The organism is Bacillota bacterium LX-D, from assembly GCA_031628995.1.
Lineage (GTDB): Bacteria > Bacillota > DUOV01 > DUOV01 > Zhaonellaceae > JAVLUO01.
Map to the genome: position 1 here is coordinate 37,741 of JAVLUO010000008.1, position 13,429 is coordinate 51,169.

Sequence of the window (13,429 nt, forward strand, 5' to 3'; positions counted from 1 at the left end):
TAATTTGATAAAATTAAGGAGGAAAGATCCTAATGGCAAAGGAAAAATATGAGAGGAAGAAACCTCACGTTAACGTAGGAACCATAGGACACGTAGACCATGGTAAAACAACCTTAACAGCAGCAATTACCTTCACCTTATCAAAAGCAGGTGGAGCAGTAGCAAAAGCATATGACGAAATTGACGCTGCCCCAGAAGAAAAAGCAAGAGGAATCACCATTAACACAGCGCACGTAGAATACGAAACAGAAAAAAGACACTATGCCCACGTAGACTGTCCAGGACACGCTGACTACGTTAAAAACATGATTACCGGTGCAGCTCAAATGGACGGTGCAATCCTGGTAGTATCAGCAGCAGACGGACCAATGCCCCAAACACGGGAGCACATTTTACTATCCCGTCAAGTAGGAGTACCATACATCGTAGTATTTTTAAACAAATCAGACATGGTAGACGACGATGAACTAATGGAACTAGTAGAAATGGAAGTAAGAGAACTTCTAAATGAATACGAATTTCCTGGAGATGACACACCAATCGTTGCAGGATCAGCAGCAAAAGCATTAGAATGCGGTTGCGGTTCCAGAGACTGCGAATGGTGCGGCAAGATTTGGGAATTAATGGATCAAGTAGATGAATATATTCCAACACCGGAAAGACCGGTAGACAAACCATTCCTCATGCCTGTAGAAGACGTATTCACCATTACCGGACGTGGAACAGTTGCTACAGGAAGAGTAGAACGTGGAACAATTAAAGTAGGGGAAGAAGTAGAAATAATTGGTTTAAATAGCGAAACACGCAAAACAGTAGTAACAGGGGTAGAAATGTTCCGCAAACTGTTAGATCAAGCAGAAGCAGGAGACAACATTGGAACACTATTAAGAGGTGTAGAACGTAAAGAAATTGAACGTGGTCAAGTATTAGCTAAACCTGGTTCAATTAAACCACACACCAAATTTACAGGAGAAGTATACGTCCTAACTAAAGAAGAAGGTGGAAGACATACACCGTTCTTCAACGGATACCGTCCGCAATTTTATTTCAGAACAACAGACGTAACAGGCGTAGCACACTTGCCGGAAGGTGTGGAAATGTGTATGCCGGGTGATAACGTTAAAATGGAAATAGAATTAATTACCCCAATTGCTATTGAAGAAGGCTTACGTTTTGCTATCCGTGAAGGCGGCAGAACTGTAGGAGCCGGTGTTGTTACTGGAATTAGTGAGTAGTAGTTCATTTTGGTCAGTGGCTGGGTTGGAAAATTTCCAGTCACTGGCTGTTTCATGTACTAAAGCATAAAACTCTCAACTGATACAGTAGGTGCTGTAAGGCGCTACAGGGGCGATGAGGTGGGAGGTTGCCGGTATAGCTTTGGGTTCGCCGGGTAATTTTCACTGAGAATGTCCGTTTATGATCGGGCGAAAAGGAGGAAAAATAATGGCTAAACAAAAAATCAGGATTAGATTAAAAGCATTTGACCATAAGGTACTTGACCAATCATCCCTAAAGATTGTGGAAACAGCGAAAAGAACAGGTGCAACAGTATCTGGTCCTATTCCTTTGCCAACTGAAAAAAACATTTTTACTATTCTACGTTCTCCCCACGTAAATAAAGACTCTAGAGAGCAGTTCGAGATGAGGACTCATAAAAGATTAATTGATATTTTAGAGCCCACACCTAAAACAGTTGATGCCCTAATGCGTTTAGATTTACCTGCCGGAGTAGATATTGAAATCAAACTGTAGAATTTTATTTTAAGGAATAGATTAGATATGGAGGTGCCGAAAATTGACTAAAGGAATCTTAGCAAAAAAAATAGGGATGACGCAGATTTTTATGGATGGTAAAGCCGTTCCGGTTACTGTAATTGAAGCAGGTCCCTGTTACGTAATACAAAAGAAAACGGTAGAAAATGATGGTTATAATGCAATTCAAGTAGGTTTTGTTGCAAAAGAAGAAAGAAAGGTTAACAAACCTTTGAAAGGCCATTTTGCAAAGGCTAAAGTTACACCTTTTCAATATATTAAGGAATTCAAAGTAGATAATGTTGACGATTATCAAATCGGACAAGAAATTAAAGTAGATTTATTTGCTGATGGTGATAATGTAGATGTAATTGGTACTTCTAAAGGTAAAGGATTTACTGGTACCATTAAAAGATATAATTTCCAAAGGGGTCCAATGGGTCATGGTTCAAAAAACCATAGAAGACCAGCCTCTGCAGGAGCAAAAGGTCCAGCCCGAGTGTTTAAAGGTAAAAAATCACCTGGACGTTCCGGCGGGGAAAAGGTTACTATACAAAACTTGCAAATTGCAAAAGTTGATACTGATAGGAACTTATTGCTTATTAAAGGATCCATTCCTGGACCAAACAAAAGTATGGTAATTGTAAGAGACGCAGTTAAAGCAAAGTAATTGGGTGGAAAGGAGGAAAGGTAAATGCCTAAAGTAGCTGTTTATAATATAGAAGGAAATCAAGTTGGCGAGATGGAACTTGACGACGCAGTGTTCGGCGTTCCTTTCAACGAAGCGGCAGTGCATAATGCTGTAGTAATGCAGCTGGCCAGCAAAAGATTGGGAACTCATAAGACTAAAACCAGAGCAGAAGTAAGCGGCGGTGGAAGAAAGCCGTGGAGACAAAAAGGTACAGGACGGGCAAGAGCCGGAAGCACCAGGTCTCCTATTTGGAGAAAAGGTGGTATTGTATTTGGCCCTACTCCTAGAAGCTATGCTTATTCCATACCCAAAAAAGCTAGAAGAGTAGCATTGAAATCCGTTTTGTCGGCTAAAGTTGAAGAAGGCAATTTGATCGTTCTTGATGAATTGTCCTTAAATCAATCAAAAACAAAAGAAATGGTTAAAATCCTTAATGCACTTAATGCTGAACCAAAAGCATTGGTTGTGACAAGCGATAAAGATGAAAATGTTATAAAATCTGCAAGAAATATCAAAGGCATTATGCCGATGACAGCACTAGGTTTAAATGTGTATGATGTTTTAAATCATGACAAATTGGTCATAACCAAAGATGCTGTGGCCAAAGTAGAGGAGGTGCTGGGATAATGCGCAGCCCACAAGAGGTATTAATTAAACCGGTTATCTCCGAAAGATCAATGGGATTAATGGAAGATAATAAATATACTTTTTATGTTGACCGAAACGCTAATAAAATTGAAATTCGTCATGCAGTGGAAAAACTTTTTAAAGTTAATGTTTTGAATGTAAACACCATAACAGTACGTGGTAAAAAAAGACGTCAAGGTAAGTATGAGGGTAGAACCTCTGATCGTAAAAAAGCTATAGTTACTTTAAAACCAGGCGATAAAATTGAAATATTTGAAGGCCTGTAAGGTTTTGACGTAAAGGAGGGAAAACAAATGGCGATTAAAAAGTTTAAACCTATAACACCGGGCCGCCGTCAAATGACAGTATCAAGCTTTGAAGAAATTACGGCTTCTGAACCTGAGAAATCATTACTGCAACCTTTAAAAAAATCTGCCGGTAGAAATAAACAAGGTAGGCTGACTGTTAGACACCGTGGTGGCGGGCATAAGCGGATGTATAGAATCATTGACTTTAAGCGAAATAAAGATGGCATACCTGCTAAAGTTGCTACTATTGAATATGACCCAAATAGATCAGCAAATATTGCATTATTAAATTATGTGGACGGGGAAAAAAGATATATTATTGCTCCAAACGGCTTGCAAGTAGGGGATACAGTTGTTTCTGGTCCGGATGCAGATATTAAGACGGGAAATGCCCTTCCACTTAAAAAGATCCCTGTCGGTAGTATTATCCATAATATTGAGATGAAAGCTGGTAAAGGCGGCCAACTGGTACGTTCTGCAGGAGTATCTGCTCAGCTTATGGCCAAAGAAGGCAAGTATGGTCAAGTTAGAATGCCTTCCGGTGAAGTCCGCTTAATTAATTTAGAATGTAAAGCTACAATTGGACAAGTTGGAAATTTAACCCATGAGAATATTTCTATTGGGAAAGCTGGTCGTAAAAGATGGATGGGAATTAGGCCAACAGTTCGCGGTGTCGTAATGAACCCTGTAGATCACCCGCATGGTGGTGGTGAAGGACGTTCACCAGTTGGACGTAAACACCCTGTAACTCCTTGGGGTAAACCTGCTACAGGCGCTAAGACAAGAAAGAAAAAGAATGTTTCTGATAAAATGATTGTTAAAAAACGTGCCTAGATAGTTAGATTTTATTTTTCGCAGGGAAGGAGGTATTAGCAAGGTATGGGTAGATCTCTAAAAAAAGGTCCTTATTGTGATGATAAACTTTTGTCCAAAGTTAAAAAGATGAACGATAATAATGAGAAAAAGGTATTAAAAACCTGGTCCCGGCGTTCAACAATTTTTCCAGAAATGGTAGGGCATACTATAGCTGTACACGCCGGTAAAAAACATATACCTGTTTATATAACTGAAGATATGGTAGGTCATAAGTTAGGGGAATTTGCTCCAACACGAACCTTTAAAGGACACGGTGCACATACTGAACGGTCTACGTCCTTAAAATAATCTGCAATGAAGGGGGGTAACATCATGGAAGCAAAAGCAGTTGCTAAATTTCTGCGTATTTCTCCTCGAAAAGTACGGCCGGTCATGGACTTAATCAGGGGAAAGAAAATAAATGAAGCTTATGCAATTTTGAAATTTACGCCTAAAAAGGCTGCAGCTTTTATTGAAAAAGTATTAACTTCTGCCGTTGCAAACGCAGAACATAATTATGATTTAAATAAAGATGCGTTATATATTGCTAAAGCCTATGTTGATCAAGGACCAACATTAAAGCGCTATAAACCGAGAGCTATGGGACGTGCGGATTTAATGCGTAGAAAAACTAGCCACATTACAGTGGTTGTAAGTGAGAAGGAGGATTGATTGTGGGTCAGAAAGTAAATCCTAAAGGTTTGCGGATCGGTATTGTTAAAGACTGGGATGCAAAATGGTATGCAGGTAAAGAATATGCAGGCCTTTTGCTGGAAGATATTAAAGTACGCCGTTACATTAAAAAAGCACTATATCAAGCTGGTATTTCCGCAGTGGAAATTGAAAGAGCAGCTAACCGCTTAAAAGTTGCAATTAAAACAGCTAAACCGGGTATTGTAATTGGGCGCGGTGGTACTGAAGTAGAGAAGCTGCGTAAAAGTTTAGAAAAAATGACTGGACGTCAGGTGAGCGTTAACATTGTTGAAATTAAGAAGCCTGAAATTGAAGCTCAGTTAGTTGCAGAAAACGTTGCTTCCCAATTAGAAAGAAGAATTTCGTTCCGACGTGCTATGAAACAGGCTGTTACTAAAGCAATGAGAATAGGTGCTGAGGGAATTAAAATTTCTGTTTCAGGCAGACTAGGCGGGGCAGAAATTGCTCGTACTGAGTGGTATAGCGAAGGTAAAGTACCCCTTCATACCTTAAGAGCAGATATCGACTATGGTTTTGCCGAAGCTGATACAACCTATGGAAAAATCGGGGTTAAGGTTTGGGTATACAAAGGGGAAATCCTTCCAGAGACAAAAAAGGTCGCTGAAGAAGGGGGCAAATAATTATGTTGATGCCAAAAAGAGTAAAGCATCGTAAACAACATAGGCCCAAAATATCTGGAAAAGCTCATAAAGGAAATGAAGTAACCTATGGTGAATATGGGCTTCAAGCATTAGAACCTGCATGGATTACATCCAGACAAATTGAGGCCGCACGTATTGCGATGACACGTTATATTAAACGTGGTGGTCAGGTGTGGATTAAAATATTCCCTGACAGACCTATTACAGCTAAACCTGCTGAAACCCGGATGGGTAGTGGTAAAGGTGCTCCTGAGTACTGGGTAGCAGTAGTTAAGCCGGGTAGAGTTATGTTCGAACTGGCCGGCGTTCCGGAAGAAATAGCTAGAGAAGCTATGCGACTAGCAGCTCATAAGCTTCCTATTAAATGTAAGTTTGTAAAACGAGGAGAAGCAGGTGGTGAGGTTAATGAAGGCTAGTGAAATCAGAGATTTAACAACTGCAGAAATACTGCGTAAAGTAGATGATTTAAAGCAAGAATTATTTAATTTAAGGTTTCAACTAGCTACAGGCCAGCTTGATAACCCTACTAGAATCAAAGAAGTACGCCGGAACATTGCTAAAGCAAAAACCGTTTTAAAGGAAAGGGAAATCAAACAGGCGTAAGTTAAACCTGAACATTAAATATTTGAGGATTATATAGAGAATTGAGCAAAGGAGGCGAAATTCTTATGGAAAGAGCTGCACGTAAAACGAGAATTGGTACCGTAGTTAGCAACAAAATGGAAAAGACAGTTGTAGTAGCTGTTGAAACATTTATTAAACACCCTTTGTATGGCCGTCGTGTCAAAAGCAGTAAAAAGTTTAAAGCTCATGATGAAGCTAATGTTTGTCATGCAGGAGATAAAGTTTTAATTATGGAAACCAGGCCCCTAAGCAAGGAAAAAAGGTGGCGCGTAGTTGAAGTATTGGAAAAAGCTAAAGAATTATAAGTTTTGATATTATAAGGATTACCAAGTAAAGGGGGTTAGTCCGAATGATCCAACAACAAACTATACTTAAAGTTGGGGACAATACTGGAGCCAAAAAACTGATGTGTATCCATATTATGGGCGGTTCTACAAGAAGATATGCTTCTGTTGGTGATGTCATTGTTGCTTCTGTTAAAGAAGCTACACCAGGCGGCGTTGTCAAGAAAGGCGACGTAGTAAAGGCCGTTGTTGTTCGTACAACAAGACAAGTTAGAAGACCAGACGGTTCATATATTAGATTTAGTGAAAATGCTGCAGTTATCATTAACGATGGGGGTAACCCCAAAGGTACGCGTATTTTTGGACCTGTAGCAAGGGAACTGAGAGAAAAAAATTTCATGAAGATTGTTTCACTGGCACCGGAAGTATTATAAAAAGTAAGTGTGCATAATGAAAAGTAAAGCAATATGGAGGTGAACTTAGTGGCACCGAAAGTACATGTTAAAAAGGGAGACACTGTAATGGTAATTACCGGTAAATCAGCCGGTAAGAAAGGCAAAGTACTTGAAGTGATACCTGAGAAGCAGAGAGTAATTGTTGAAGGCGTAAATGTTGTAAAACGTCATACCAAAGCTAATCCTAAAGCTCCTCAGGGTGGAATCGTGGAAAAAGAAGCTCCTATTTCCAGTTCCAATGTGATGCTTTTCTGCAGCAAGTGCAATAGCCCCACCAGAGTAGGTCATAAATTTTTGGACGACGGAAGTAAGGTTAGACATTGTAAAAAATGTGGTGAAGTGATCGAGAAGTAGTTTGCCGGAAAGGAGGTTAAATAGCTGTGGCTAAGCTGAAAGATAGATATAATTCGGTAGTAAAACCGGCGTTAAAAGAAAAGTTCGGATATAAAAACGACATGGAAATTCCTAAACTGGTTAAAGTTGTGGTTAACATGGGGGTTGGCGAAGCCGCCCAAAATTCTAAAGCCTTAGATGGTGCAATTGCTGATTTAACATTGATTACAGGGCAAAAACCCATTGTTACAAGGGCGAGAAAATCAATTGCTGCCTTTAAAGTTCGTGAAAATATGCCTATCGGCTGTAAGGTTACTTTAAGAGGCGATAGAATGAATGAATTTGCAGATAAACTTATAAATGTCGCATTGCCAAGGGTACGTGATTTTAGAGGTATTTCTGCAAAAGGTTTCGATGGTAGAGGTAACTTTACTATGGGTATAAAAGAACAATTGATTTTCCCTGAAATCGAATATGATAAAATCGATAAATTGCGTGGAATGGATATTTCCTTTGTTACCACGGCAAAAACAGACGAGGAATGCTTTGAACTATTAAAATTATTGGGTATGCCTTTTGCTGACAAATAAAGTAAATCACAGGTCAGCCTCAAAATAAGAAGAATTAAGGGGGGAAAAGTTAAAGTGGCAAAAAAATCAATGATTGTTAGCCAAGAGAGAACTCCTAAGTACAAAGTTAGAGGCTATAATCGCTGCAAATTATGTGGCAGGCCCCATGGATATATTAGAAAGTTTGGGATTTGTAGAATTTGTTTCCGCGAACTGGCTTATAAAGGCGAATTACCAGGAGTGAGGAAAGCCAGTTGGTAATCATTTACGGAAGGGGGTAGAATCATGGTTATGACTGATCCAATTGCGGATTTCCTTACGCGTATTCGCAATGCAAATACTGTGTTTCAAGAAGTCGTTGAAGTTCCAGCTTCTAGAATTAAAAAGGCCTTGGCTGAAATCCTTAAAGAAGAAGGATTTGTAAAGGATTATGAATATATTGAAGATGATAAACAAGGTATCTTGCGGATCTATTTGAAATATGGGTCGAACCGTGAAAAAGTTATTACTGGTTTAAAAAGAATCAGTAAACCTGGCTTAAGAGTTTATGTTCAAAAAGATGAGATACCTAAAGTACTAGGCGGGCTTGGCATAGCTATAATTTCCACATCTAAAGGAATTATGACAGATAAAAGTGCCCGTAAAGAAGGCATAGGCGGAGAAGTACTTTGTTACGTATGGTAACAAAAATACGGGTAATGCAGTAGGAGGTGTAAACGTGTCTAGAATTGGTAGGTTACCTATAAATATTCCAGCAGGTGTTGAAGTTAAAATTGATGGTCATAAAGTTAGCGTTAAAGGTCCTAAAGGCATCTTATCAAAAGAATTTGATCGGGATATGGATATAAAAATAGAAGATAATCAGATTATCGTAACCCGCCCAAGCGATGAAAAAGGACACCGCTCTTTACATGGCTTAACGAGAGCTCTCTTAAATAACATGGTTAATGGCGTAACAGAAGGGTTCCAAAAAAGTCTTGAATTAGTCGGTGTTGGTTATAGGGCTGCAAAACAAGGCAATAAGCTAGTGTTGACTGTTGGTTACTCTCATCCTGTAGAAATGGATCCCGGGAAAGACCTAGAAATCGAAGTACCGGCTGCCAACAAGATTGTTGTTAAAGGTATTGATAAAGAGAAAGTTGGTGCTTTTGCTGCTAATGTCCGTGCTGTTAGAGAGCCGGAACCATATAAAGGCAAAGGTATTAAGTATGAAGGCGAAGTTATCCGCCGTAAAGTAGGTAAAACTGGAGGCAAGAAATAGGAAAACTTCTGCGAAAGGAGTGAAACTAAATGTTTAAGGCGCTAGATAAAAACAAAGCTCGCTTAAAAAAACATTTACGCGTTCGTAAAAAAATTAAGGGCACAGATACTAGACCAAGACTGTGTGTTTTTAGAAGCTCAAATAATATCTATGCTCAGATTATTGACGATACAAAAGGCTTTACCTTGGTAGCAGCATCTACCCTTGATCCAGTTTTAAAAGGTAAGCTAGAAAACAATGGAAATGTTGAAGCTGCCAAAGCTGTTGGCAAACTTCTAGCTGAAAAGGCCAAAGCACAAGGAGTAACCTCCGTTGTATTTGACCGTGGAGGCTATATCTATCATGGAAGAGTTGCTGCCTTAGCTGAGGGAGCACGTGAAGGCGGCTTAGAATTCTAATTACGTTCAAAGGAGGGATAGTAAGTGCGAATTGATGCACGTGACCTGGAATTAAGTGAAAAAGTTGTTAGTATCAATCGTGTTGCCAAGGTTGTTAAAGGTGGACGCCGCTTTAGTTTCAGTGCGCTAGTTGTAGTGGGAGATCAAGATGGTCATGTGGGAGCAGGCCTAGGTAAAGCTTCAGAAGTTCCCGAGGCTATTCGTAAAGGGGTAGAAGATGCTAAAAAGAACTTGATTAAAGTTCCAATGGTAAATACTACAATTCCTCATCCCATAATTGGAAAATTCGGCGCTGGTTCAGTTTTATTAAAACCGGCATCAGAAGGTACTGGAGTTATTGCTGGCGGACCTGCAAGGGCAGTACTAGAATTAGCTGGCATCAGAGACATTTTAACAAAATCCCTAGGTTCTTCAAATCCTAATAACATGGTCTATGCAACTATTGAAGGTTTAAAGAACTTAAAGCGGGCGGAAGATGTCGCGAAGCTTCGCGGCAAAACAGTTGAAGAACTGTTAGGTTAGGAGGTATAAATGTGGCTAAAAAGCTAAAAATTACGCTTGTGCGTAGCCTAATAGGCCGTCCCGAAACGCAGAGAAAAACGGTAAAGGCACTTGGTTTAGGTAAGCTGAACAGTGTTGTTGTTCAGAACGATACACCGGATATTCAAGGAAAAATCGCCCAGGTTGCTCACATGCTAAAAGTAGAAGAAATTGAAGCGTAAGGAGGTGTAATCATGAAACTTCACGAACTAAAACCGGCAGAAGGGTCTCGCAAAGCACCAACTCGTGTTGGAAGAGGAAATGGCTCCGGATTAGGTAAAACATCAGGTCGCGGACATAAAGGTCAAAAGGCTAGATCAGGCGGAGGAGTAAGACCTGGTTTTGAAGGTGGACAAATGCCTTTGCACCGTCGTTTGCCTAAAAGAGGTTTTACAAACATATTTCGCAAAGATATTGTTAGTATTAATGTAGATGTATTGAATCGCTTTGAGAACGGAACAGTGGTTACACCAGAATTGCTATTAGAATATGGTGTTGTCAAAAATTTAAGAGATGGTTTAAAAATTTTGGGTGAAGGGAACGTGGAGAAAGCCCTAACTGTACAGGCTCATGGGTTTAGTAAAGCGGCTGTGGAAAAGATTGAAGCAGCTGGCGGAAAAACAGAGGTGATCTAAGTGCAAGTACTTGAAACTTTGCAAAGTGCTGCTAAGGTAACTGAGCTTAGGAAAAAAATTCTCTTCACATTAATGATGTTTCTGGTTTTTCGCTTAGGTGCGCACATTCCTGTACCTGGAATTAATAATGAAGTTTTAACCCAAATGATGCAAAATAACCTTTTCGGTTTTTTTGACATTGTTTCCGGTGGTGCGTTTAAGAAGTTCACTATTTTTGCCATGGGCATTATGCCTTATATTAATGCATCAATTATTATGCAATTGTTGACGGTTGTGATCCCTTCTTTAGAAAAATTAGCTAAAGAAGGGGAAGAAGGCCGTAAAAAAATTGTTCAGTTCACACGTTATGGAACCGTTGTTTTAGGACTTGTTCAGGCTATAGGTATGGTTATCTACCTAAAAAATGCTTTGCTACAGGCGAATATTTGGTCCTATATTGTTGTGGTAATTTCCTTAACTGCTGGAACTGCCTTTTTAATGTGGTTGGGAGAGTTAATTACGGAAAAGGGAATCGGTAATGGAATATCTCTAATTATTTTTGCCGGTATTGTTTCCAGAATACCTTCCGGTGCTTATAATATGTACCAATATGTAAAAGCCGGAGAAGTAGGTATTTTTTCAATAATTGCTTTCTTGATCATTGCAGTTATTGTTATAGCAGGAGTTGTTGCCATTCATGAAGGTCAAAGAAGGATTCCTGTGCAATATGCAAAACGTGTTGTTGGCAGAAGAGTATATGGAGGGCAAAGTACGCACATACCATTGAAAGTAAACCAGGCAGGTGTAATTCCAGTTATCTTTGCAATGTCAATTTTACTCTTTCCGTCGACTATTGCATCTTGGTTTCCAACAAACAAGTTTGCAATGTTTATTACTAGTGTTTTTAATTTCCGTTCAGTCTGGTATATGATTATGTACGCTTTACTAATTATATTTTTTGCATATTTTTATACTGCTGTTACTTTTAATCCAACAGATGTTGCTGAAAATATGAAAAAATATGGGGGCTTTATACCTGGCCTGCGCCCAGGTCGGCCTACTGCAGAATATATTGAGAAGGTACTTAACAGAGTAACCCTAGCAGGCGGAATTTTTCTAGCATTTATTGCATTGCTTCCTAATTTAGTATTTGCTACAACCAAGCTGAATTTGCAGTTTGGAGGAACAAGCTTATTGATTGTAGTTGGGGTAGCTCTAGAAACAATGAAACAGTTAGAGTCTCAACTGCTTATGAGACACTATCAAGGTTTTATGAAATAATCAAATGAAATTTTAAATTATGTATGGAATAGGGGGAGTCATAGTGAGGTTGCTAATTATGGGACCTCCAGGTGCTGGAAAAGGTACTCAGGCAGTAGAAATTACTGAAAAACTGGGCATTCCTCATATCTCCACCGGCGATATGTTTCGAAAAGCAATCAAAGAAGGCACTGGGATGGGTAAAAAAGCAAAAGAATATATAGATGCTGGACAATTAGTCCCTGATGAGGTAACTGTGGGGATTGTCAAGGAAAGGCTGGCTGAAGAAGACTGTAAGAAAGGTTTTTTACTTGACGGTTTCCCCAGGACTGTTAAGCAGGCAGAAAGTTTAGATACAATTCTAGCGGAGCTGAATTATAAGCTGGATAAAGTACTTTGCTTAGAAGTTCCTTTTGAAATATTAATGCAGCGTCTAACGGGCAGGAGGGTTTGCCCTAACTGTGGTGCCAGTTATCACATCTCAAATAATCCACCAAAAGAAACTGGTGTCTGCGATAAATGTGGCGGTCAACTTGTTCACCGTAGTGATGACACAGAAGAGACTGTTTCAAGCAGACTAAAGGTTTACGAGCAGCAAACAGCTCCTTTAATTGTATTCTATGAAGCCAAAAAGATTATCTGCCATATCAATGGTAATCAGGCCGTAGATAATGTTTTAAAAGATATTGGCAGCTGCTTGGGGAGAGATATGTGATGATTACTCTTAAATCGGAACGTGAAATACAGTACATGAAAGATGCGGGTGAAATAGTCGCTAATGCTCATCGGGAAGCTGCAAAAGCTGTTAAACCCGGAGTAACAACTGGCGAAATAGATAAGGCCGTTGAAGACTATATTGAAGGGCAAGGGGCTAGATCTTCTTTTAAGGGTTACCATGGTTTCCCTGCTAGTATTTGTGCATCAGTCAATGAGGAAGTAGTTCATGGCATTCCAGGTTTAAGAAAACTAAAAGATGGGGATATTATTAGTATTGACATCGGCGCGGAATTAAATGGCTATCATGGTGATGCAGCCCAAACTTTGCCTGTAGGACAAATCACCGCCGAGTTAGAGAACCTATTGAAAGTAACTAAAGAATCATTAAATAGAGGAATTGCTCAAGCGATTAATGGGAACAGACTAAGTGATATTTCCCACGCCGTTCAAAGCTACGTAGAAGAAAACGGATATTCAGTTGTACGGGACTACGTTGGACATGGAATTGGTCGTGAGATGCACGAAGATCCACAAGTACCGAACTTTGGTATGCCTGGAAGAGGACCACGTTTAAGGCCGGGAATGGCTTTAGCTATAGAACCAATGGTTAATATGGGTACTTATCAGGTGAAAACTCTTAGTAACGATTGGACAGTTGTGACAGTTGATCATAAACCTTCTGCCCATTTCGAAAAATCAATCGCTATCAATTATGAGGGTGAGCCTGAAATATTAACTAAGCTTTAGCTCCTGTTTGGCTAACGGAGGTAAGGCATGGCAAAATGC

General features: G+C 39.6%; 25 protein-coding genes. All 25 read left to right on the top strand.

Annotated features, from left to right (window positions below):
- The first annotated feature begins 32 nt into the window (after positions 1-32).
- The 25 genes from tuf to map all read left to right on the top strand — a co-directional run bounded on the left by tuf (position 33) and on the right by map (position 13,390).
- Complete coding sequence (gene tuf, locus RDV78_07975) at positions 33-1,235, top strand: elongation factor Tu (GenBank protein ID MDS1030416.1); 1,203 nt, start codon at positions 33-35, stop codon at positions 1,233-1,235.
- A gap of 208 nt (positions 1,236-1,443) precedes the next feature.
- Positions 1,444-1,752 carry a 30S ribosomal protein S10 gene (gene rpsJ, locus RDV78_07980; protein MDS1030417.1) on the top strand — a complete coding sequence of 103 codons (309 nt, stop codon included), beginning with the start codon at positions 1,444-1,446 and terminating at the stop codon, positions 1,750-1,752.
- A 43-nt stretch (positions 1,753-1,795) separates the two neighbouring features.
- Positions 1,796-2,422 carry a 50S ribosomal protein L3 gene (gene rplC / locus RDV78_07985; GenBank protein ID MDS1030418.1) on the top strand — a complete coding sequence of 209 codons (627 nt, stop codon included), beginning with the start codon at positions 1,796-1,798 and terminating at the stop codon, positions 2,420-2,422.
- 24 nt (positions 2,423-2,446) lie between these two features.
- Positions 2,447-3,070 (top strand): 50S ribosomal protein L4, encoded by a 624-nt coding sequence (rplD, locus tag RDV78_07990; protein MDS1030419.1) that lies wholly within the window; start codon positions 2,447-2,449, stop codon positions 3,068-3,070.
- Entirely contained in the window at positions 3,070-3,357 is a 288-nt protein-coding gene (rplW, locus tag RDV78_07995) for a 50S ribosomal protein L23 (GenBank protein MDS1030420.1), read from the top strand. The genes rplD and rplW overlap by 1 nt, the downstream gene beginning before the upstream one ends.
- 27 nt (positions 3,358-3,384) lie before the next feature.
- Positions 3,385-4,212, top strand: a complete 828-nt coding sequence (gene rplB / locus RDV78_08000; protein MDS1030421.1) for a 50S ribosomal protein L2 — start codon at positions 3,385-3,387, stop codon at positions 4,210-4,212.
- Between the two features lie 45 nt (positions 4,213-4,257).
- Positions 4,258-4,542, top strand: coding sequence for a 30S ribosomal protein S19 (gene rpsS / locus RDV78_08005; GenBank protein MDS1030422.1), 285 nt, complete (start codon positions 4,258-4,260; stop codon positions 4,540-4,542).
- 24 nt (positions 4,543-4,566) lie between these two features.
- Positions 4,567-4,905 (top strand): 50S ribosomal protein L22, encoded by a 339-nt coding sequence (gene rplV / locus RDV78_08010; GenBank protein MDS1030423.1) that lies wholly within the window; start codon positions 4,567-4,569, stop codon positions 4,903-4,905.
- A gap of 2 nt (positions 4,906-4,907) precedes the next feature.
- Positions 4,908-5,567 carry a 30S ribosomal protein S3 gene (rpsC, locus tag RDV78_08015; protein MDS1030424.1) on the top strand — a complete coding sequence of 220 codons (660 nt, stop codon included), beginning with the start codon at positions 4,908-4,910 and terminating at the stop codon, positions 5,565-5,567.
- A gap of 2 nt (positions 5,568-5,569) precedes the next feature.
- Entirely contained in the window at positions 5,570-6,004 is a 435-nt protein-coding gene (gene rplP / locus RDV78_08020) for a 50S ribosomal protein L16 (GenBank protein ID MDS1030425.1), read from the top strand.
- Complete coding sequence (gene rpmC, locus RDV78_08025) at positions 5,994-6,191, top strand: 50S ribosomal protein L29 (GenBank protein MDS1030426.1); 198 nt, start codon at positions 5,994-5,996, stop codon at positions 6,189-6,191. The genes rplP and rpmC overlap by 11 nt, the downstream gene beginning before the upstream one ends.
- A gap of 65 nt (positions 6,192-6,256) precedes the next feature.
- Positions 6,257-6,517, top strand: a complete 261-nt coding sequence (gene rpsQ, locus RDV78_08030; GenBank protein MDS1030427.1) for a 30S ribosomal protein S17 — start codon at positions 6,257-6,259, stop codon at positions 6,515-6,517.
- A 44-nt stretch (positions 6,518-6,561) separates the two neighbouring features.
- Complete coding sequence (gene rplN, locus RDV78_08035) at positions 6,562-6,930, top strand: 50S ribosomal protein L14 (protein MDS1030428.1); 369 nt, start codon at positions 6,562-6,564, stop codon at positions 6,928-6,930.
- A 33-nt stretch (positions 6,931-6,963) separates the two neighbouring features.
- Complete coding sequence (gene rplX, locus RDV78_08040; protein MDS1030429.1) at positions 6,964-7,305, top strand: 50S ribosomal protein L24; 342 nt, start codon at positions 6,964-6,966, stop codon at positions 7,303-7,305.
- A 26-nt stretch (positions 7,306-7,331) separates the two neighbouring features.
- Positions 7,332-7,874 carry a 50S ribosomal protein L5 gene (gene rplE, locus RDV78_08045; protein MDS1030430.1) on the top strand — a complete coding sequence of 181 codons (543 nt, stop codon included), beginning with the start codon at positions 7,332-7,334 and terminating at the stop codon, positions 7,872-7,874.
- A 54-nt stretch (positions 7,875-7,928) separates the two neighbouring features.
- On the top strand, positions 7,929-8,114 hold the full coding sequence (locus RDV78_08050; protein MDS1030431.1) for a type Z 30S ribosomal protein S14: 186 nt from the start codon (positions 7,929-7,931) through the stop codon (positions 8,112-8,114).
- Between the two features lie 24 nt (positions 8,115-8,138).
- Entirely contained in the window at positions 8,139-8,537 is a 399-nt protein-coding gene (gene rpsH / locus RDV78_08055) for a 30S ribosomal protein S8 (protein ID MDS1030432.1), read from the top strand.
- Positions 8,538-8,571: 34 nt separating this feature from the next.
- Positions 8,572-9,114 (top strand): 50S ribosomal protein L6, encoded by a 543-nt coding sequence (rplF, locus tag RDV78_08060; GenBank protein MDS1030433.1) that lies wholly within the window; start codon positions 8,572-8,574, stop codon positions 9,112-9,114.
- Positions 9,115-9,143: 29 nt separating this feature from the next.
- Entirely contained in the window at positions 9,144-9,512 is a 369-nt protein-coding gene (rplR, locus tag RDV78_08065; GenBank protein ID MDS1030434.1) for a 50S ribosomal protein L18, read from the top strand.
- A gap of 24 nt (positions 9,513-9,536) precedes the next feature.
- Positions 9,537-10,034, top strand: a complete 498-nt coding sequence (rpsE, locus tag RDV78_08070) for a 30S ribosomal protein S5 (protein MDS1030435.1) — start codon at positions 9,537-9,539, stop codon at positions 10,032-10,034.
- An 11-nt stretch (positions 10,035-10,045) separates the two neighbouring features.
- Complete coding sequence (gene rpmD / locus RDV78_08075; GenBank protein ID MDS1030436.1) at positions 10,046-10,234, top strand: 50S ribosomal protein L30; 189 nt, start codon at positions 10,046-10,048, stop codon at positions 10,232-10,234.
- Positions 10,235-10,246: 12 nt separating this feature from the next.
- The gene (gene rplO / locus RDV78_08080; protein ID MDS1030437.1) at positions 10,247-10,687 is read left to right on the top strand and encodes a 50S ribosomal protein L15; all 441 of its coding nucleotides are present in this window, start codon (positions 10,247-10,249) and stop codon (positions 10,685-10,687) included.
- Positions 10,688-11,947, top strand: coding sequence for a preprotein translocase subunit SecY (gene secY, locus RDV78_08085; GenBank protein ID MDS1030438.1), 1,260 nt, complete (start codon positions 10,688-10,690; stop codon positions 11,945-11,947). It begins immediately after the preceding gene.
- 43 nt (positions 11,948-11,990) lie between these two features.
- Complete coding sequence (locus RDV78_08090; GenBank protein ID MDS1030439.1) at positions 11,991-12,641, top strand: adenylate kinase; 651 nt, start codon at positions 11,991-11,993, stop codon at positions 12,639-12,641.
- On the top strand, positions 12,641-13,390 hold the full coding sequence (gene map, locus RDV78_08095; protein ID MDS1030440.1) for a type I methionyl aminopeptidase: 750 nt from the start codon (positions 12,641-12,643) through the stop codon (positions 13,388-13,390). The genes RDV78_08090 and map overlap by 1 nt, the downstream gene beginning before the upstream one ends.
- Positions 13,391-13,429: the final 39 nt, after the last annotated feature.